This is a genomic window from Thauera sp. WB-2 (assembly GCF_027594845.1).
GTDB classification, from domain to species: domain Bacteria; phylum Pseudomonadota; class Gammaproteobacteria; order Burkholderiales; family Rhodocyclaceae; genus Thauera; species Thauera mechernichensis.
Genome location: NZ_CP088935.1, coordinates 3904377 through 3922811 on the forward strand (window position 1 = coordinate 3904377; position 18435 = coordinate 3922811).

Here is an 18435-nt window from a genome sequence, read left to right on the forward strand (position 1 = left end):
GCCTGCCAGGCCCGCGCCACACCGCACCTTCCCTCCAGAGGTCCGTCATGACATTCGACGAAATCTTCCACATCACCCTGATGCAGGGTTTCGCCGGCCTGAGCCTGTTCGCAGTGCTGCTGCTGATGGGCCTCGGGCTGGCGATCATCTTCGGCCAGATGGGCGTCATCAACATGGCGCACGGCGAGTTCATGACCATCGGCGCCTACACCATCTTCCTGATGTCTGCACTCACCGAAGCCTACGCGCCCGGGCTGATGCAGGCCTATTTCCCGCTCGCCATCGTGTGCGCCTTCCTCGCCGCCTTCGCCTTCGGCTGGCTGGCGGAATGGGCGCTGATACGCCACCTCTACAAGCGCCCGCTCGACACCCTGCTCGCCACCTGGGGCCTGTCGCTGGCCATGCAGCAGACCTTCCGCTCGGTGTTCGGGCCGAAGGAAGTCAGCCCCACCCTGCCCGACTGGCTGATGGGGTCGTGGGAGATCACCGAGGGCCTCGACATCCCGATCAACGGCATGTTCGTGCTCGGCCTCACCCTGGTCGTCACCGGCGGCGTGCTGCTGGCCATGTACAAGTCGCGCTGGGGGCTGCGCGTGCGCGCCACGGTGTCGAACCGAACCATGGCCAACGCCATCGGCATCGACACGCGCAAGACCGACCGCCTCACCTTCGCCATCGGCTGCGGCATTGCCGGCGTGGCCGGCGCCGCCTTCACCACCATCGGCTCGACCGGGCCGACGAGCGGCTCGCTGTACATCGTCGACGCCTTCCTGGTGGTCACCTTCGGCGGTGCGGCCAGCCTGTGGGGCACGGTGGTCTCGGCCTTCGGCATCGCCCAGACGCAGTCGATCTCGGAGTTCTTCCTGTCCGGCTCGATGGCCAAGGTCCTCACCCTGCTGCTCATCGTCGGCATCCTGATGATGCGACCGCAAGGCCTGTTCGCCGCCAAAGTGCGTCGCTGAGCCTGGCTGCATAACCGCATACCCGTTCGGAGAGCCTGAAAATGGATGCAATCAAACACTGGCTGACACGAGGCGGCTACGGCAGCCTCCTGATTCTCGCCGTCCTGCTGCTGGTGGTGTTCCCGCTGGCGATGGACCTCTTCCGCCTGAACCTGGTGGGCAAGTACCTGACCTACGGCTTCGTCGCCATCGGCCTGGTGATGTTGTGGGGCTACGGCGGCGTGCTCAGCCTGGGCCAGGGCGTGTTCTTCGGCCTCGGCGGCTACGCGATGGCGATGTTCCTGAAGCTCGAGGCGTCCGACCCGGAGAGCACCAAGATCCAATCCACGCCGGGCATCCCCGACTTCATGGACTGGAACCAGCTCACCGAGCTGCCGTGGTGGTGGGAACCGTTCAACTCCTTGCCCTTTGCGCTGTTCGCAGTGGTCGCGGTACCCACGCTGCTCGCCTTCATCATCGGCTACGCCATGTTCAAGCGCCGGGTGGGCGGGGTGTACTTCGCCATCATCACCCAGGCGGTGGCGCTGATCCTGACCGTGCTCATCATCGGCCAGCAAGGCTACACCGGCGGTGTAAACGGCATGACGGACCTGCGCACCCTGTTGGGCTGGGACATCCGCACCGACGAGGCCAAGTACACGCTCTACTTCGTCACCGTGTTCCTGCTGCTCGGCTCGATCATGCTGTGCCGCTGGATCCAGCTCAGCAAGCTCGGCACCCTGCTGCTGGCCATGCGCGACAAGGAAGACCGCGTGCGCTTCTCGGGCTACGACGTGTCCATGTTCAAGGTCTTCGCCTTCTGCCTCGCCGCGGCACTGTCGGCAATCGGCGGCGCAATGTTCACGCTGCAGGTCGGCTTCATGTCGCCGTCCTTCGTCGGCATCGTGCCCTCGATCGAGATGGTGATCTTCGCCGCGGTGGGCGGGCGCATGAGTCTGGTCGGTGCGGTGTATGGCGCGCTGCTGGTGAATTTCGGCAAGACCTACTTCTCCGAGAGCTTCCCCGACCTGTGGCTGTTCCTGATGGCGGCACTGTTCATCAGCGTGGTGATGGCCTTCCCCAACGGTCTGGCCGGCCTGTATGAGAGCCACGTCAAGCCCTGGCTGACGAGGCGCAAGGCGGCGCCCGCCACGACCCCGGAACCGCCTGCACCCGGTGCGGAAACGACGGCCAACATCGCCAGCCCGACTTCCTCCGGCACCGCCAGCCCGACCAGCAAGATCAGTATCAGCACCAAGGTCAGCAGCCAGTCCGCCTGACGAACCAGGGAGCACAGCACCATGAGCAATACCGACTTCGTACTCGCAGTGGAAGGCCTGACCGTGTCCTTCGACGGCTTCAAGGCCATCGACGACCTCAACCTCTATGTCGATCGCGGCGAACTGCGCGTGGTCATCGGCCCCAACGGCGCCGGCAAGACCACCCTGCTCGACCTGATCTGCGGCAAGACCAAGGCCTCGGCCGGCAGCATCAAGTTCAAGAACACCGAGATGACCCGGCTGCCCGAGCACATGATCGTGCGCGCAGGCATCGGGCGGAAGTTCCAGACCCCGTCCATCTACGAGAACCTCAGCGTGTTCAAGAACCTGGAGGTGTCCTTCCCGCGTGGCCGCGGCGTGTTCGGCGCGCTCGGTTTCAAGTGCGACGACGCCGTGCAGGCCAAGGTCGACGAGGTCGCCGCAATGATCGGGCTGGCCGACCGCCTCGACCTCGAGGCCGGCCTGCTCTCCCACGGCCAGAAGCAGTGGCTGGAGATCGGCATGCTGCTGATGCAGGACCCCGAGCTGCTGATGCTGGACGAGCCCATCGCCGGCATGAGCGCACGCGAGCGCGAGCTCACCGCCGACCTGCTCAACCGCATCTGCCAGAACCGCTCGGTGATCGTCATCGAGCACGACATGGATTTCGTCGCCCGCATCGCCCACAAGGTCACGGTGATGCACCAGGGCAAGATCCTCGCCGAAGGCTCGATGGACAAGGTCCAGTCCGATCCCAAGGTCATCGACGTCTATCTAGGCCACTGAGTCTCACCGGAGAACACCATGCTCAAGGTATCCAACCTCGTCGTGAACTACGGCCAGAGCGAGGCCCTGCACGGCATCTCGTTCGCCGCCGAACGCAATGAAGCCGTCGCCATCATGGGCCGCAACGGCATGGGCAAGACCACGCTGTTCAAGTCGCTGATGGGCGTGCTGCCGCTGAAGTCGGGCAGCGTCGAGATCGACGGCCTTGAAGTCGGCAAGGACGAGAGCTTCCGCCGCGTGGCCAAGGGCATCGCCTACGTACCGCAGGGGCGGATGATCTTCCCCACCCTCACCGTCGAGGAAAACATCCAGACCGGGCTGGAGAACGCACGCTCGCGCCGGGTGCCGGACGAGATCTATTCGCTCTTCCCGGTGCTGTGGGAGATGCGCAAGCGCAAGGGTGGCAACCTCTCGGGCGGCCAGCAGCAGCAGCTGGCGATTGCGCGCGCGCTCGTCACCGACCCCAAGGTACTGCTGCTCGACGAGCCCACCGAGGGCATCCAGCCCTCGATCATCAAGGACATCGCCAAGGCGCTCAACGAGATCCGCAAGATCCGCAAGATCACCATCGTCGTGTCCGAACAGGTCCTCTCCTTCGCGATGGACGTGGCCGACCGCCTGTTCGTCATCGAAGGCGGACGCCTCGTCCATGAAAGCGCGCGCGCCGACACCGACGAGGCCCACATCAAGCAGTTCCTCTCCGTGTAACCCACCAAAAAGAGGTGTGCCATGCCTGAAACACTGATCAAGGTCGACCTGAAGCAGTCCCCCTACGAAAACGAGATGGTGCACAACCGCTGGCACCCGGACATCCCGATGGCGTGCTGGGTGAAGCCCGGCGACGACTTCATCCTCGAGACCTACGACTGGACCGGCGGCGCCATCAAGAACGACGACGACGCAGCCGACGTGCGCGACGTGGACCTCTCCACCGTGCACTTCCTGTCCGGCCCGGTGGGCGTGGAAGGCGCCGAGCCCGGCGACCTGCTGGTGGTCGACCTGCTCGACATCGGCGCCAAGGACGACAGCCTGTGGGGCTTCAACGGCTTCTTCTCCAAGAACAACGGCGGCGGCTTCCTCACCGAACACTTCCCGCATGCGCAGAAGTCCATCTGGGACTTCGAAGGCATGTTCACCAAGAGCCGCCACATCCCCGGCGTGCGCTTCGCCGGCCTCATCCACCCTGGCCTCATCGGCTGCCTGCCCGACCAGAAGATGCTCGACATGTGGAACGAGCGCGAGGTCGACTTCATCGCCACCCAGCCCGACCGCGTGCCGCCGCTGGCCAACCCGCCTGCGCCCAAGACCGCGCACATGGGCAAGCTGAAGGGCGAGGCCCGCGACAAGGCCGCGATGGAAGGCGCCCGCACCGTGCCGCCGCGCGAACACGGCGGCAACTGCGACATCAAGGATCTCTCGCGCGGCTCGCGCGTGTTCTTCCCGGTGTATGTGAAGGGCGCCGGCCTGTCGGTGGGCGACCTGCACTTCTCGCAGGGCGACGGCGAAATCACCTTCTGCGGCGCCATCGAGATGGCCGGCTGGGTGCACATGAAGGTCAGCCTCATCAAGGGCGGCATGGCCAAGTACGGCATCAAGAACCCGATCTTCAAGCCCAGCCCGATCACGCCCAACTACAAGGACTACGTGATCTTCGAAGGCATCTCGGTCGACGAGCAGGGCAAGCAGCACTACCTGGACGTGCACGTCGCCTACCGCCAGGCCTGCCTCAACGCCATCGAATACCTGAAGAAGTTCGGCTACTCCGGCGCCCAGGCCTACTCCATCCTCGGCACCGCACCGGTGCAGGGCCACATCAGCGGCGTGGTCGACATCCCCAACGCCTGCGCCACGCTGTGGCTGCCCACCGAGATCTTCGACTTCGACATCAACCCCACCGCCGAAGGGCCCACCAAGTTCATCAGCGGCAGCGTCGACATGCCCATCGCCTACGACAAGGTCTGAGCCCGCATCAACCGCGGCCCCTTCCACCGCAGCCCGCCCGCCGCCGTAGCCCGGGCGGCGGGCCCCGCCACCGGAAACCCACCATGCCGACCTACGAATACTTCTGCGAAGACTGCGGCGACTTCTCCGCCCTGCGCCCCATGAGCGCCCGCAACGAACCCTGCGCCTGCCCCCACTGCGGCGCCGCGTCCTACCGCGTCATGCTCAGCGCGCCCACGCTGGCCACGATGGACGGCGCCACCCGCAGCGCCCACGCCACCAACGAACGCGCAGCCAATGCGCCAATGACCAGCGCGGAGTATGCGACGCGGCACAAGCACGGGCCGGGGTGCGGGTGTTGCAGCGGGAAGCCGTCGAAGTCGACGGTCAGGGCGGCCGATGGGTCGAAGGCGTTTCCGACGAAGAGGCCGTGGATGATTAGTCACTGAGGGGGAAGGGAAGCGGTCGTGCAGCGTGACTGGCGGGGCCAAGTCGGATGCGCCGTCTTGGCAAATTTTGCCAAGCCAGCTAATCTGCGCCCATGAGCACGATGAACATTTCCTTGCCCGACAGTCTGAAATCCTTCGTGGATGAGCAGGTGGGCGAACGGGGCTATAGCACCAGCAGCGAATACGTTCGCGAACTGATCCGTAAGGATCAGGATCGTCAGCGCTTGCGTCGAGTGCTGCTGGCCGGCGCAGCCGCTGCGCCGGCATCGCCGGCTGATTCCGCTTACTTCGAAGGTCTGCGTGACCGGGTACGTAGGGCTGCCAAGCCGGTTTCTCACGGGTGAAGGTCAAACCCGTCGTTCCGCGTGAGCAGACCAACCAGGACGTCGACGACGCGATAGCCTACTACCTCGAAGAGGCTTCCTCATCTGTTGCGCTCGGCTTCATCGACGCACTGGAACAGAGCTATACCCACATCGCCCACCATCCTGGCACGGGCTCGCCGCGCTATGGGCATGAGTTGGACCTTCCTGGCCTGCGCTCCTGGACGCTGTCGCCCTACCCCTACCTCGTCTTCTACGTCGAACGACCGGACCACATCGATGTCTGGCGCGTACTCCACGGCGAGCGCGACATTCCCGTCTGGATGCAGGACCCTGACGCCTTCGCCTGACGCAATCGCTCGGCCCTCCAAGGACAAGTTCTCACGGTCCGCTTACCGGAGCTCCATTCCAGTGGCAGGTCCTGGCCGGCAGTGTGAGTTGCCGGACTTCGCTGACAGCGGACCTTGGCCTGCTTGGCGCGCGTATCGAATGTCAGCTTCTTGGCACGGCCTCGTACTCACGCTCACGGCCATCACGAGACGTAGCGACTGGGAAATTTCCGCCAACGCGAACGACGGATAGCCGATCAGGGACTTGCCGTCTGCTTGTTATCGGCCTCGGTCAAAAACTGTGTCTGCGCCGCTGCTTGCGAACTATACGTCAATGACGTATAGTTCGCATATGAGAACAGTTGCTGAAACCGCTATCTTCCAGCGCTATGCCAGTGAAATCTGGTCGGAGGCCGAGCGCGCTGAGTTCATCAACTGGATTGCAGCCAATCCAGAAGCCGGTGACGTGATCCGGGGAAGTGGCGGCTGCCGCAAGGTCCGTTGGACATCTGCGGGACAAGGAAAACGCGGTGGCGCCAGGATCATTTACTTCAACGCGAACACCGAAACCATTTGGCTCTTGATCGCCTACAAGAAAGCCAAGTTCGACAATCTCCCCACGTCCTTCTTGGCGGAGTTGAAGCAAGGAGTCGAAGATGCCCTCTGAAATCGAAAAGTTCCAGCAGGATTTGCTTGAGTCCGTCAAGCAAATGAGGCGTGGCGAGGCCGTACGCACCACGCGTGTCGAGTTGTCCGAAGCAGCTGAGGCTCGTGCAAAGATGGGCTTGTCTCAGCAAGCTTTTGCGGATCTGCTCGGAGTGTCAGCCAGAACGCTGCAGGAGTGGGAGCAGGGGCGTCGCTCGCCTACGGGTGCGGCCAAGACGTTGCTCCGTGTTGCCGTTTCTCACCCTGAAGTCTTGCAAGAGTTACGTATGTAAATAAATTCACATCGGGTATTTTCAAAGAGCCGCACGGACGGCAGCTTGGTGACCGGCATGTTGCCGTTTAGCTTGATAACGTCATCAGGCGGCTCAGGGTCGGGTCCGGCTATAGCCAGACACAGGAAGCGGTCGTTCACCGCCGAAAACAGGTGAGCGGCCGGTGACCGACGCATTGCCGCCCGACGTCGGCGTCAGACCCAAGGTCGGCTGAGGCCGACAACCCTCCGCCTGCGCCCCAGAGCATCACTCTACAAACGACGCCGCCGCAGACAGCGCCCCGACGGCGGGCGATTCAACGACCCGGACACCATCTGCAAGGGTCCGGAGGCACTCACCGCCTAGATCGTGGGCACGCTTGAGGAAGATGCTGGAGCCGCTCTACTGGGGCCATGCCGGGAAAGCGCCTGCGTCGCGACTTGAGTACTGATCGGACCGCCACTAAAATCTGACCATACTAGTCAGAAAGAGAGGCAAAACAATGCAGACTTGGCAGATGCAGGAAGCTAAGGCGCGCATGTCGGAGTTGGTCAAGCGCGCCCAGACCCAGCCCCAGGACATCACCCTGCACGGCAAGTCAGTCGCAGTGGTGATCTCGCGCGAAACTTTTGATCGGTTGTCACAGGCGCAGGACTCGCTGGTGGACTTCATGCGACGCTCACCCTTGTTCGGAACAGACGACATCGCCCTCGAACGCGAGCAGAGCCTGACGCGCGAGGTCTCGTTTTGAGCTATCTGATCGACACCAACGTGTTGTCCGAACTGCGGCGCAAGTCTCCAGACCCCGGCGTGGTCGCCTGGTTTTCGCAGCGGCCGCCCACCACCCTGCATCTCTCTGTGCTGACGCTCGGCGAGATCCGCAAGGGCATTGAAGGCGTGGGTGACGAAGTTCGAAAGCAGACGCTGATCGATTGGCTCGAAACGGATCTCCCCACCTTCTTCACCGGGCGCATCCTCGACGTCAATGGCGCAGTGGCCGATCGCTGGGGGCGTCTGGTCGCTGCAGCCGGACGACCGCTGCCCACGATTGACAGCCTGCTCGCAGCGACCGCCCTGGAACACGATCTGGTACTGGTGACACGCAACACCAAGGATTTCGCGGGCCTGCCCGTCGAGGTCTTCAACCCCTGGACGAGCTGACACGAGATCTCTCAACGGCGTCGTCCCGCCCTGGCGCCCGATACGTCAAACAACGTATTTGTGCAGCGCACCACCCTCCCGACAATGAGGCCACACCCTTTGCAACCCGCCTCACCGGGAGACCCAAGCCATGAGACACGGAGATATTTCGAGCAGCGCCGATTGCGTGGGCGTTGCGGTGGTCAACTACAAGATGCCGCGCCTGCACACCAAGGCCGAGGTGCTGGACAACGCGCGCAAGATTGCCGACATGGTGGTGGGCATGAAGCAGGGCCTGCCGGGCATGGACCTGGTGATCTTTCCCGAGTATTCGACCCACGGGATCATGTACGACGCCAAGGAGATGTACGACACCGCCGCCACGGTGCCGGGCGAGGAGACCGAGATCTTCGCCGCCGCCTGCCGCAAGGCCAAGGTGTGGGGCGTGTTCTCGCTGACCGGCGAGCGCCATGAAGACCACCCCAACAAGGCGCCCTACAATACGCTGATCCTGATGAACGACCAGGGCGAGATCGTGCAGAAGTACCGCAAGATCATGCCCTGGGTGCCGATCGAGGGCTGGTATCCGGGTGACTGCACCTATGTGTCCGACGGCCCGAAGGGGATGAAGATCAGCCTCATCATCTGCGACGACGGCAACTACCCCGAGATCTGGCGCGACTGCGCGATGAAGGGCGCCGAACTGATCGTGCGCTGCCAGGGCTACATGTACCCCGCCAAGGACCAGCAGGTGATGGTGGCCAAGGCGATGGCGTGGATGAACAACTGCTACGTGGCCGTGGCCAACGCCACCGGCTTCGACGGTGTGTATTCCTACTTCGGCCACTCGGCCATCGTCGGCTTCGACGGCCGCACGCTGGGCGAATGCGGCGAGGAGGAGATGGGCATTCAGTACGCCGAGCTCTCCACCAGCCTGATCCGCGACTTCCGCAAGAACGCGCAGTCGCAGAACCACCTCTTCAAGCTGCTGCACCGCGGCTACACCGGCAAGATCAACTCCGGCGAGGAACCCACCGGCGTCGCCGCCTGCCCCTACAGCTTCTACGGCGAGTGGATCAACGACCCGGAAGGCACGCGCAAGAAGGTGGAGGCGATCACCCGTTCCACCGTAGGCACGCCGGAATGCCCGATCGAGGGCATCCCCAACCAGCCGTCGACGCACCGCTGACCCAGGGCCAACGGGGTGGTAGCGCCCGCGCCCACCCCCTCCCTGCCCTCACTGCATCACCGGTGCCTCACCCGGATTCCCGCCATGGATCTCAGCCCCTACCGCGTCACCACCGAGCCCTACTACCACCCCACCGGCCACGAGATCGCCCTCTACGAACACGCCTACGCCCACCGCCTGCCGCTGATGCTCAAGGGCCCGACCGGCTGCGGCAAGACGCGCTTCGTCGAACACATGGCCTGGCGCCTGGGCAAGCCGCTGATCACGCTGGCCTGTAACGAGGACATGACCGCCGCCGACCTCGTCGGCCGCTACCTGCTCGACGCCGACGGCACGCACTGGCACGACGGCCCACTGACCACCGCGGTGCGCCACGGCGCCATCTGCTACCTGGACGAGATCGTGGAGGCGCGCCAGGACACCACGGTGGTGATCCACCCGCTCACCGACGGCCGCCGCATCCTGCCGCTCGACAAGAAGGGCGAGATCCTCAAGGCACACCCCGACTTCCAGCTCGTCGTCTCCTACAACCCCGGTTACCAGAGCCACGGCAAGCAGCTCAAGCCCTCCACCCGGCAGCGCTTCGCCGCACTCGAGTTCGACTACCCCGAGGCCGCGGTCGAGACCGACATCGTCGCCCATGAGTCGGGCATCGAGCGCAGCCTCGCCGCCCGCCTGGTCGACATCGCGCACAAGTCGCGCCGGCTGCGTGAGCGCGGGCTGGAAGAGGGCATCTCCACGCGCATGCTGATCTACGCCGGCACCCTCATCCACGACGGCCTGCCGCCGCGCGACAGCTGCCGCATGGCGATGACGGCCGCCCTCACCGACGAACCCGACATGGCGCAGGCGCTGGAGGCGATCCTTGACGCGGCCTTCTGAACGGCTGCCGCCTTGCCCGGCGCCCGCGCCGGACGATACCCGGCTGCGCGCGCTCGGCCACCTGCTGCACGCCTTCGGCGTCGACCAGGCGAGCGTGCAGACCCTCGACCGCCCACCGCAGGACGGCCCGCCGCCGCGCCCGGTGCTGCACGGCAAGGTGCTGCTGCTGCCGGACACGCTCACCACCCACCCGGACCCCGACCTTGCCCTGGCGGCAAGCGCCCATGCCCTGGGCCATCTGCTGCATTCGCCGCGCCGCCAGGCCACCGGCCGGCTCAAGCCCATCGGCCTGGCCATTGCCGCCGCAGTGGAGGACTGCCGCTGCGACCGCCTGCTCATGCGCAGCCACCCCGGCCTGGAGCGCCTGTTCCGCACGCTGCTCGCCCGGCACCCGGCAGCCGACGGCGTCGGCTTCGAGCACCTGGTCGAACGCCTGCAGCGCGCCCTGATCGACCCCGAGCTCGCCGACGACCACCCCTGGGTAACCAAGGCACGCGAGCTGTTCGAGGCCGCCCTCGGCGAGCTCGAACAGCCCGCCGTGTTCCGCCGTATCGCCGCCGTGCTCGCCAACGACCTTGGCCAGTTGCGCGTGCGCATGAACCTGCAGGCCTACGCGCCGCCGCTGCCCTGGCACGACGACAACAGCCACCTCTGGCAGCACCCCGAGGATGCGCACCAGGCCGAAACCCACGTGCGCCAGGAGGGGGTGCCGGCGGGGACGGCAGCGCACCGCCCCGCCGGCGAAGGCGAAGCTGCGGCCGCAACGCCTGCGCACAGCCTGCACGCCCATGCAGAATGGCATTACCGCCTCGGGCGCTACCGCAGCGACTGGTGCACCGTGGCCGAGATCGCCCCGGCGTCGGCACGCACCACCTCTGCGGACGCCGACGACGGCAGCCGCCGCGACGCGCCACTGCGCATTCACACTGCGCCGCGCCTGCGCCCTGCCCTGCGGCAACGCCGGCAGTGGGACGGCGAAGAGCTCGATCTGGATGCCGCCACCGCCGCTGCGCTCGACCTGCGCCTGGGGCGGGCGCCCGACCCACGCCTGTTCCGCCGCAACCGTCCCGGCGAGCCGGCGCTGGACCTGCTCGTCCTGCTCGACCTGTCCGCCTCCACCGCCGACCGCCTCGACGACGGCCGCAGCATTCTGGACGTGGAATGCGAGGCGGCACGCGCGCTTGTCGCGGCCCTGCATCGCCAGCGCAGCCGCATTGCCGTGGCCGGGTTCGACTCCGACGGCCGGCACGCGGTGCGCTACCACCGCCTGGTCGACTTCGACACGGCGCACGCCCACAACCCCCCCAGCCTCCTGCAGGGCCTGAGGCCCGGCCAATCCACTCGCCTCGGCGCCGCGATCCGACACGCCACCTCCATCCTGCGCAGCCGCCCGCTGCCGGCCCTGATCGTAGTGTCCGACGGCAGCCCGGCCGACATCGACGTGTTCGACCCGCAGCACCTCGTCGAGGATGCACGTGTAGCCGTCAGCGAGGCGCGCCGGTCCGGCGTGCGTTGCGCCGGACTCATGCTCGGCGAGGACGGCCGCGAGGCCGCCCGGCGCATCTTCGGCATCAACGGCCACCGCATACTCACGCGCACGGCCATGCTCGGCAGGGCCTTGCGCGCCTGTCACAGGGATCTGAGCATCAACTGAACATGCACCGCCAATATCGGGCCATGCAGTGCAATAGTGCACGGACGCAAGCATCATGCGGCCCTGCCACCTTCGGCACACGCTAGAATCCACGGCTACGTATCCCTGTCGGCCTGCATACCCATGCGATTACAAACAGAAGAAGACGACGACGTAGGCACTGACGGCGCAGACCAGGAAGGCACTGCCGCCGAGACCCGCGCAGCAAAGGGCTTCAGCTTCGATGACATGCGCCTGGGAGTTGGCGACCGCCTGCAGGTCGAATGCCCTGTCGCCACAGGGGGCCACCGCAGCTTCGTGCGCGTGGTGGGCTACATGCAGGACACCAGCCTGATCGTCACCACGCCCACCGCGGGCGGCAAGCGCATCGGCCTTGTCGAAGGCGACCTGCTGGTGGTGCGCGTGTTCTCGCGTCAGAGCGCGTTCGCATTCCGCGCCCATGTGCTGCGCGTATGCAGGCTGCCTTTCGAATACCTGCACCTCAGCTTCCCCACCCTGATCCAGGGCAGCATCATCCGCAAGGCAACACGTGTGCGCACACAGCTCCCCGCGGACACGGGGCCCGAAGCCGCCGGGGCGGAAACGGTGCCCGGCGTGCTGCTCAACATGAGCGCCACCGGCGTGCTGCTGCACACCAAGACCGCACTCGGCGACAAGGGCGCTGCCGTGGTGCTGCGCTTCACGCTGAAGCTGCACGATGTCGACAATGAGCTCACCGTCGTTGCCGAGATACGCAATGTGGAACAGGCCATCGACGCCGACGGCATCGAGTACTACTACGGCCTGGATTTCCGCGACAACGTACCTAGAACGCGCATGCTGATCCGCAGCTTCGTCTACCAGACCATCATCGAGCAGCCGCGCCATGTGATCTAGGCGCGGCTGGCGGCTTACAGCACCTTGCCGGGGTTGAGCAGCCCCTTCGGGTCGAGCGCCTGCTTGAGGCTGTGCATGAGCGCGATCTCGGCCGCGGAGCGCGAATACCCCAGCCAGGGCTTCTTCAGCAGGCCGATGCCGTGCTCGGCCGAGATCGAGCCGCCGTAGTCGCGTACCACCCCATACACCGCCTCTTCGATGCGCTCGAGGCTGTCGTGGTCCTGCGGCACCTTGCACACCACCACATGCAGGTTGCCGTCACCGACGTGACCGAAGAACAAGGCCTTCAGCTGCGGCCAGTCACGCTCGAGGTTTGCGCGTACGCGCTGCGCGCAGTCGCCGATGTGGGCGACCGGCACCGAGACGTCGAAGTTGAGCGTAGGCGCGTAGTCGCGCAGCACTTCGGCAACGCCGTCGCGGATCGCCCAGAAGGCCTCGGCGTCGGCCACCGACTGGGCGATCGCCGCATCCAGGATCCAGCCCGCCTCGATCGCCTGCTCGAGCATGGCCTCGAAGCGGCGGGCGTCGGTGTCGGGCTGGCCGCAGTGCATGTCGATGAGCACATACACCGGGTAGTCACCCGCCAGCGGCGCACGCAGCCGCCCGGCCTCGACCGCGGTCTGCAGGTAGTCGCGCCACATGATCTCGAAGGCGCTGACCTGGCCCGACAGGCTCTGCTGCGCGTGACGCAGGAAGCGCAGCGCGGCGGCGTAGTCGTCGAGCGCGACGATGGCGGTGCTCACCCCGCGCGGCAGCGGCTGCAGCTTGAAGACAATGCGCGTCACCACGCCCAGCAGGCCCTCGCTGCCGATGAACAGGTGCTTGAGGTCCATGCCGGCGTTGTTCTTGACCATCTGGTTCATCATGCTCAGCACGGTGCCGTCGGCGAGCACCACTTCCAGCCCGAGCACCAGGTCGCGCGTGTTGCCGTAGCGGATCACGCGGTTACCGCCAGCGTTGGTGGCGACGTTGCCGCCGACCTGGCAGGAGCCGCGCGCGCCCAGATCCACCGCCAGCAGCGCGCCGGCCTCGCGGCAGGCCTCCTGCACGTTCTGCAGGATGGCCCCGGCCTCGACGGTGACGGTACCGGAGTCGATGTCGATGCGCTCGATGCGGTTCATGCGTTCCAGCGACACCACCACCTCGCCCGCGCCGGGCACCACACCGCCGCACAGGCCTGACAGCCCGCCCTGCGGCACCACCGCCTGGTCGTGTGCATGGCAGATCGCCAGCATGCGCGACAACTCGTCGGTGCTGCGCGGGCGCAGGATGGTGAGCGGCAGGCCGCCGGCGACGCCGCTCCAGTCCTTGAGGTGACGGGGGCTGGCATCGCCCGCCAGCACCTCGTCGGCACCAAGCGCCGCACGCAAGGCGACGATAACAGGCGGGACGGCGGGCGCAGACTGGGACATGAGGGCTCCGGTGAGCTGAGGACGAGGTCGGATTCTAATGCAGCCCGCAAGACACGACGGACCTTGCAAAGCTCGCGGCTGGCGCCGCTCCTACAGCAAACCCAACGCGCGTCGCCCCCTGTAGGAGCGGCGCAAGCCGCGAGAGGTCGAAGGCGGCTAGGCGCGGACGAACACCGGCTCCGGCTCCAGGCGGACACCAAAGCGGGCTTCGACATCGGCCATGATGGCGCACGCGATGCGCTCGACGTCGGCCCCGGTTGCGCCGCCTCGGTTGACCAGCACCAGGGCCTGGCGCTCGTAGCAGCCGACCGGCCCGAGGTCGCGGCCCTTCCAGCCGGCTTGCTCGATCAACCAGCCGGCCGCCAGCTTCTCGCTGCCGTCGGCTTGCGGGTAATGCGGCATGGCGGGGTGTGCGGCAAGCAAGTGCGCGCACAGCCCCGCATCCACCACCGGGTTCTTGAAGAAGCTGCCGGCGTTGCCGAGCAACGCGGGATCGGGCAGCTTGCGGCGGCGGATGGCGACTACCGCATCGGAGATGTCGAGCGCAGCGGGGGTGGCAATGGACCGCTCTCCCAGCTCCTGCATCACGTCCGCATAGCGGGTGACGGCCCGCCACGGCCGCGGCAGGCGGAACCGCACTGCGCTGACCAGCCAGCGCCCGGGGGCGCGCTTGAACACGCTGTCACGGTAGGCAAAGCCGCAGTCGGCCAGGCTGAAGGTACGCACCTGACCGCTGTCGAGATCGATGGCATCGAGCGCGTCGAAGCGCTCGGCCAGCTCCAGCCCGTAGGCGCCGATGTTCTGGATCGGCGCCGCGCCTACCGTGCCCGGAATCAGCGACAGGTTCTCCAGCCCCGGCCAGCCGTGCTCCAACGTCCAGCGCACGAAGGCATGCCAGTTCTCCCCTGCACCGGCCTCGACGACCCAGGCGTCGGCGTGCTCGGCCACCAGGCGGCGGCCGGCGAGTTCGACCTTGAGCACGGTGCCGGCGAAGTCACCGGCGAGTACCAGGTTGCTGCCACTGCCGAGCACGAGGCGCGGTGTGGCAGCCCACGCCGGCTCGGCGATCAGGGCCTTCAGCTGCGCGGCACTGCGCACGTGGACGAGGCGCGCAGCGCGCGCCGGCAGGCCGAAAGTGTTGAGGCCTGCCAGGTCGGCATTGCGCACGTCCTCGCCCATCTCAGCGCTCCGCCGCGACGGCCGTGCCCATGTCCTCGGCCCCGGCACGCGGTGCGGTGGTGGGCTGGATGGGGAAGGCACGGTCGTAGCCGAGGTTGAACAGCAACGCATACACCGTATAGGTGATCGCCAGCACGATGTCCGCAATCAGGGCCTCGAGCCAGCCCATGCCGGTCCACCACATGATCACCGGCAAGGTCAGCATCAGCAGTCCGGTCTCGAAGCCAACCGCGTGCGCGCAGCGCAGGCGGAACGGCCGGCGGTCTGCAGTACGGCCGGTGAGCCGGCCCTCGACCCAGTCGAAGCTCGTGTTGTAGCACCCGTTCCAGATCGCGGCGATGAGTGCGAGGAGGGCGAGCAGGCCGATCGACTCGGTCACCGGCACGCCGCTCAGCCAGGCAAAGGGCGGGGTGATCAGGAGCAGGCCGCCGACCTCGAACAAAGCAATCTGACGCAGGCGGTCCCGGAAGGAGCGAAGCTTGGGTTTGGCAGACACGGTGGAATCCTGCGGCCCGCCGCGCTGAGGCGACAGACCTGAAGGGCGGGTCGTCCCGCCGTTCATCGACGGTCGCCATGCAGGACGCACGGCGGGCGGGGTCGTCCCCGCGTCGAATGGGTTTCGGGCGCTATTAGACTCGGCAGCACCGGCCTTGGCAAGCGCGCCAAGCTGATATGCGGGATCAGCTTGGCGCGACATGCTGTGGGACGGACAGGCAGCGCCACCCGCGCGAGGCTGGTAGACTATTTTGTCCAAATGCAAACGGCAGGCTCCGGCGACTGCACCCATCCGGCGCGGACAGTCGAGCCTGTGCTGCCATGCTCCCTACCCTCGTTCCCATCGGCGCCCTGCTGTCGGGCATTGCCCTGCTGCTGCTCGGCTCGGGCCTGGTCAACACGGTCATCCCGCTGCGCGGAAGCCTGGAAGGCTTCTCGGCAAACACCCTCGGGCTCATCGGCTCGACCTATTTCCTGGGCTTCTTTCTCGGCACCTTCATCGCGCCACGCCTGATCCGCCGCATGGGCCACATCCGCGCATTCGCCTTCTTCGGCGCGACGGTGGCGAGTTGCATCCTGCTCCACACCCTCATTGTCGATGCCGGGGTATGGATGGGTCTGCGCGTGCTGACCGGCGTCGGCCTGGTCGGCTTCTATGCCGTGATCGAGAGCTGGCTCAACGACCAGACCGCGGCCGAGCGCCGCGGCCAGGTGTTCGCGATCTACATGGTGGTCAACCTCGCTGCGCTCGCCGGCGCCCAACAGTTGCTGCGCCTGGACACGCCGGCGGCGTTCACCCTGTTTGCGGTGGCGGCCATCTTCGTCTGCCTGTCGCTGCTGCCGGTGACGATGACACGCTTGCCACAGCCGCAGATCGGCGCCCGACCGCGGCTCGACCTGGGCCTGATCTGGCGTGCGGCGCCCGCAGCTTTCGTCGGCGCGCTGTCGTCCGGGCTGTCGATGGGGGCGTTCTGGAGCCTGACCCCGCTGTACGCCGAAGGCATCGGCCTGGACGCGGCCGGGGTGGGCCTGCTGATGAGCACGGCGATCATCGGCGGCGCCCTGCTGCAGTGGCCGATGGGGCGCTTCTCGGACGCCGGCGACCGCCGCCTGGCGCTCGCGGTAGCGGCCATCGGCGCAGCCTCGGCCGGGCTCGTGGTCGCCCTGCTCGGCCACCTCGAGCATGTATCGCTGGCAGGCCTGTTCGTGTTCGGCGGGGCGGCGTTCGCCGTCTATCCCATCGTGGTCGCGCACCTCGTCGACCACCTGCACAAGGACGAGATACTCGCCGGCAACACTGGCGTGCTATTCCTGCATGGGCTCGGCGCAGCAGTCGGACCTGCCGTCGCCGGCGCCCTGATGGGGGTGTTCGGCAGCATCGCCCTGCCCCTGCACCTGGGCCTCGCCTTTGTCCCGCTGGCGATCTACGCCCTGCTGCTGTACCGCCGCACCCGGGACGAGATCGTCGATGAGCCCGCCCAATTCACTGCCATGATGCGCACCTCGCCCACCGTGCTCGAGATGGTGGCCCCGGAGGAGCGTTCAGCCACCGCGGAGAACCGGAACGGAGATCCGGGCGAGGGCGGCGCGGACGGCGCCGAACAGGCCCTTGCTGCGGACCTGCCGTCGGCAACCGGCGCCGAGGACCTCACGCCATCGCCTGCGCCCACCACAGATACAGCGGAATCCCGACCAGCAGGTTGAAGGGGAAGGTCACCGCCAGTGCGGCGGCGACGCCCAGTGCCGGGTTGGCCTCGGGCACGGCGATGCGCATTGCGGTAGGCGCGGCGATGTACGAGGCGCTGCCGGCCAGCGTCATCATCAGCACCGTACCGCCCACGCCCAGACCCATCAGCTGGGCAACACCCCAGCCACCCAGGGCCAGCACCGGCGGCAGGGCAAGGCCGCAGCCGACGAGGAAGAGACCGGCCTTCTTCAGGTCGGGCAGGCGGTCGGCCGCGATCAGGCCCATCTCGAGCAGGAACAGGCAGAGCGCGCCCTTGAACAGATCGACGAACAGCGGCGACATCGGCTCCAGACCCTGGGGACCGGCAACCCAGCCGATGATGATGCCGCCGCCGAGCAGCACGACGCTCTTGTTGGCGAAGACCTCGTGCACCAGCGCCGCGGTCGTCGTGCGCCCGTCCGCACCCTGGGTGCCGAGACGCGCCATCAGGGTGGCGACGATCAGCGCCGGCGCCTCCATGAGGGCGGCGAGCAGGGCGAGGTGCCCCTCGACCTCGATGCCGCGGCTGCCGAGGATCGACGCGCCGACGGCGAAGGTGACGATGCTTACCGAGCCGTAGTGCGCCGCCAGCGAGGCCGAATCAGCGCGACCGAAGCGCAGGCGAAAGAGCGGGAAGACGAAGAGCGGGATCACCGCGCCGAGTCCGATCGCGAGCAGCGCATCGACCCACAGCGTGGCGCTCTCGGAGCGCGCGATCTCCATGCCGCCCTTGAGGCCGATGGCCAGCAGCAGGTAGATCGACAGCGTCTCGAACACTGCCGCCGGCAGGCGCAGCCCGCTGCGCACCAGCGAGGCGACAACGCCGAGGGCGAAGAAGAAGGGTACGGCATCGACCATGTTGTGGCTTCCTGTGGAGATGCTCGCTAGGCGTGCATCCTGGTGATCTGGGCTGCGGCCCGCCTCACCTGGCGAGAGG

Annotated in this window: 21 protein-coding genes; 17 read left to right on the forward strand and 4 right to left on the reverse strand. The window is 66.6% G+C overall.

Annotated features, from left to right (window positions below; translation table 11 throughout):
- Positions 1-47: 47 nt before the first annotated feature.
- From urtB to LQF09_RS17890, 16 genes are all read left to right on the forward strand, one after another.
- Positions 48-962, forward strand: coding sequence for an urea ABC transporter permease subunit UrtB (urtB, locus tag LQF09_RS17815; protein WP_002928878.1), 915 nt, complete (start codon positions 48-50; stop codon positions 960-962).
- 41 nt (positions 963-1003) lie between these two features.
- The gene (gene urtC, locus LQF09_RS17820; RefSeq protein ID WP_002928877.1) at positions 1004-2221 is read left to right on the forward strand and encodes an urea ABC transporter permease subunit UrtC; all 1218 of its coding nucleotides are present in this window, start codon (positions 1004-1006) and stop codon (positions 2219-2221) included.
- 21 nt (positions 2222-2242) lie between these two features.
- Complete coding sequence (gene urtD / locus LQF09_RS17825) at positions 2243-2986, forward strand: urea ABC transporter ATP-binding protein UrtD (protein ID WP_002928874.1); 744 nt, start codon at positions 2243-2245, stop codon at positions 2984-2986.
- A gap of 18 nt (positions 2987-3004) precedes the next feature.
- Positions 3005-3694 (forward strand): urea ABC transporter ATP-binding subunit UrtE, encoded by a 690-nt coding sequence (urtE, locus tag LQF09_RS17830; RefSeq protein WP_002928872.1) that lies wholly within the window; start codon positions 3005-3007, stop codon positions 3692-3694.
- A gap of 21 nt (positions 3695-3715) precedes the next feature.
- Positions 3716-4948: a formamidase gene (gene fmdA / locus LQF09_RS17835; protein WP_270068592.1), complete on the forward strand. Its 1233-nt coding sequence runs from the start codon at positions 3716-3718 to the stop codon at positions 4946-4948.
- 83 nt (positions 4949-5031) lie between these two features.
- On the forward strand, positions 5032-5376 hold the full coding sequence (locus tag LQF09_RS17840; RefSeq protein ID WP_270068593.1) for an FmdB family zinc ribbon protein: 345 nt from the start codon (positions 5032-5034) through the stop codon (positions 5374-5376).
- A gap of 92 nt (positions 5377-5468) precedes the next feature.
- Positions 5469-5720, forward strand: a complete 252-nt coding sequence (locus LQF09_RS17845; protein WP_270068594.1) for a ribbon-helix-helix domain-containing protein — start codon at positions 5469-5471, stop codon at positions 5718-5720.
- Complete coding sequence (locus tag LQF09_RS17850; protein WP_270068595.1) at positions 5717-6049, forward strand: type II toxin-antitoxin system RelE/ParE family toxin; 333 nt, start codon at positions 5717-5719, stop codon at positions 6047-6049. Before LQF09_RS17845 ends, LQF09_RS17850 begins: the two co-directional genes overlap by 4 nt.
- 331 nt (positions 6050-6380) lie before the next feature.
- Positions 6381-6695, forward strand: coding sequence for a hypothetical protein (locus tag LQF09_RS17855; protein ID WP_002925880.1), 315 nt, complete (start codon positions 6381-6383; stop codon positions 6693-6695).
- Positions 6685-6966 carry a helix-turn-helix domain-containing protein gene (locus LQF09_RS17860; protein ID WP_002925881.1) on the forward strand — a complete coding sequence of 94 codons (282 nt, stop codon included), beginning with the start codon at positions 6685-6687 and terminating at the stop codon, positions 6964-6966. Before LQF09_RS17855 ends, LQF09_RS17860 begins: the two co-directional genes overlap by 11 nt.
- A 481-nt stretch (positions 6967-7447) precedes the next feature.
- The gene (locus LQF09_RS17865) at positions 7448-7696 is read left to right on the forward strand and encodes a type II toxin-antitoxin system Phd/YefM family antitoxin (protein WP_002928853.1); all 249 of its coding nucleotides are present in this window, start codon (positions 7448-7450) and stop codon (positions 7694-7696) included.
- Positions 7693-8106: a type II toxin-antitoxin system VapC family toxin gene (locus tag LQF09_RS17870; protein ID WP_270068596.1), complete on the forward strand. Its 414-nt coding sequence runs from the start codon at positions 7693-7695 to the stop codon at positions 8104-8106. The genes LQF09_RS17865 and LQF09_RS17870 overlap by 4 nt, the downstream gene beginning before the upstream one ends.
- 130 nt (positions 8107-8236) lie before the next feature.
- A complete protein-coding gene (locus tag LQF09_RS17875) occupies positions 8237-9274 on the forward strand; it encodes an aliphatic amidase (protein ID WP_270068597.1) in 1038 nt (345 codons plus the stop codon).
- 84 nt (positions 9275-9358) lie between these two features.
- Positions 9359-10156, forward strand: coding sequence for a CbbQ/NirQ/NorQ/GpvN family protein (locus tag LQF09_RS17880; protein WP_270068598.1), 798 nt, complete (start codon positions 9359-9361; stop codon positions 10154-10156).
- Complete coding sequence (locus LQF09_RS17885) at positions 10140-11810, forward strand: nitric oxide reductase activation protein NorD (RefSeq protein ID WP_270068599.1); 1671 nt, start codon at positions 10140-10142, stop codon at positions 11808-11810. The genes LQF09_RS17880 and LQF09_RS17885 overlap by 17 nt, the downstream gene beginning before the upstream one ends.
- A gap of 123 nt (positions 11811-11933) precedes the next feature.
- The gene (locus LQF09_RS17890; protein WP_270068600.1) at positions 11934-12686 is read left to right on the forward strand and encodes a flagellar brake protein; all 753 of its coding nucleotides are present in this window, start codon (positions 11934-11936) and stop codon (positions 12684-12686) included.
- A gap of 14 nt (positions 12687-12700) precedes the next feature.
- On the opposite strand, the gene LQF09_RS17895 is transcribed toward LQF09_RS17890, so the two are convergent.
- The 3 genes from LQF09_RS17895 to LQF09_RS17905 all read right to left on the reverse strand — a co-directional run bounded on the left by LQF09_RS17895 (position 12701) and on the right by LQF09_RS17905 (position 15773).
- The gene (locus LQF09_RS17895; protein WP_270068601.1) at positions 12701-14098 is read right to left on the reverse strand and encodes an FAD-binding oxidoreductase; all 1398 of its coding nucleotides are present in this window, start codon (positions 14096-14098) and stop codon (positions 12701-12703) included.
- A 156-nt stretch (positions 14099-14254) separates the two neighbouring features.
- The gene (murB, locus tag LQF09_RS17900) at positions 14255-15277 is read right to left on the reverse strand and encodes a UDP-N-acetylmuramate dehydrogenase (RefSeq protein ID WP_002928843.1); all 1023 of its coding nucleotides are present in this window, start codon (positions 15275-15277) and stop codon (positions 14255-14257) included.
- Position 15278: 1 nt separating this feature from the next.
- The gene (locus LQF09_RS17905; RefSeq protein ID WP_002928841.1) at positions 15279-15773 is read right to left on the reverse strand and encodes a PACE efflux transporter; all 495 of its coding nucleotides are present in this window, start codon (positions 15771-15773) and stop codon (positions 15279-15281) included.
- Between the two features lie 320 nt (positions 15774-16093).
- Here LQF09_RS17905 and LQF09_RS17910 point away from each other — a divergent pair, with 320 nt between their 5' ends.
- Positions 16094-17476, forward strand: coding sequence for an MFS transporter (locus tag LQF09_RS17910; protein WP_002928839.1), 1383 nt, complete (start codon positions 16094-16096; stop codon positions 17474-17476).
- Here LQF09_RS17910 and LQF09_RS17915 read toward each other — a convergent pair.
- Complete coding sequence (locus LQF09_RS17915; RefSeq protein WP_002928837.1) at positions 17421-18356, reverse strand: sodium-dependent bicarbonate transport family permease; 936 nt, start codon at positions 18354-18356, stop codon at positions 17421-17423. The genes LQF09_RS17910 and LQF09_RS17915 overlap by 56 nt on opposite strands.
- Positions 18357-18435 lie beyond the last annotated feature (79 nt).

Excerpts from the sequence above, each read along its gene's own strand:
- LQF09_RS17915 (WP_002928837.1), bottom strand. The coding sequence starts at position 18,356 with ATGGTCGATGCCGTACCCTTCTTCTTCGCCCTCGGCGTTGTCGCCTCG.
- LQF09_RS17845 (WP_270068594.1), top strand. The coding sequence starts at position 5,469 with ATGAGCACGATGAACATTTCCTTGCCCGACAGTCTGAAATCCTTCGTG.
- LQF09_RS17895 (WP_270068601.1), bottom strand. The coding sequence starts at position 14,098 with ATGTCCCAGTCTGCGCCCGCCGTCCCGCCTGTTATCGTCGCCTTGCGT.
- LQF09_RS17880 (WP_270068598.1), top strand. The coding sequence starts at position 9,359 with ATGGATCTCAGCCCCTACCGCGTCACCACCGAGCCCTACTACCACCCC.
- LQF09_RS17890 (WP_270068600.1), top strand. The coding sequence starts at position 11,934 with ATGCGATTACAAACAGAAGAAGACGACGACGTAGGCACTGACGGCGCA.
- LQF09_RS17875 (WP_270068597.1), top strand. The coding sequence starts at position 8,237 with ATGAGACACGGAGATATTTCGAGCAGCGCCGATTGCGTGGGCGTTGCG.
- murB (WP_002928843.1), bottom strand. The coding sequence starts at position 15,277 with ATGGGCGAGGACGTGCGCAATGCCGACCTGGCAGGCCTCAACACTTTC.
- LQF09_RS17855 (WP_002925880.1), top strand. The coding sequence starts at position 6,381 with ATGAGAACAGTTGCTGAAACCGCTATCTTCCAGCGCTATGCCAGTGAA.
- urtE (WP_002928872.1), top strand. The coding sequence starts at position 3,005 with ATGCTCAAGGTATCCAACCTCGTCGTGAACTACGGCCAGAGCGAGGCC.
- urtC (WP_002928877.1), top strand. The coding sequence starts at position 1,004 with ATGGATGCAATCAAACACTGGCTGACACGAGGCGGCTACGGCAGCCTC.
- LQF09_RS17840 (WP_270068593.1), top strand. The coding sequence starts at position 5,032 with ATGCCGACCTACGAATACTTCTGCGAAGACTGCGGCGACTTCTCCGCC.
- LQF09_RS17865 (WP_002928853.1), top strand. The coding sequence starts at position 7,448 with ATGCAGACTTGGCAGATGCAGGAAGCTAAGGCGCGCATGTCGGAGTTG.
- urtD (WP_002928874.1), top strand. The coding sequence starts at position 2,243 with ATGAGCAATACCGACTTCGTACTCGCAGTGGAAGGCCTGACCGTGTCC.
- urtB (WP_002928878.1), top strand. The coding sequence starts at position 48 with ATGACATTCGACGAAATCTTCCACATCACCCTGATGCAGGGTTTCGCC.
- LQF09_RS17910 (WP_002928839.1), top strand. The coding sequence starts at position 16,094 with ATGCTCCCTACCCTCGTTCCCATCGGCGCCCTGCTGTCGGGCATTGCC.
- LQF09_RS17860 (WP_002925881.1), top strand. The coding sequence starts at position 6,685 with ATGCCCTCTGAAATCGAAAAGTTCCAGCAGGATTTGCTTGAGTCCGTC.
- fmdA (WP_270068592.1), top strand. The coding sequence starts at position 3,716 with ATGCCTGAAACACTGATCAAGGTCGACCTGAAGCAGTCCCCCTACGAA.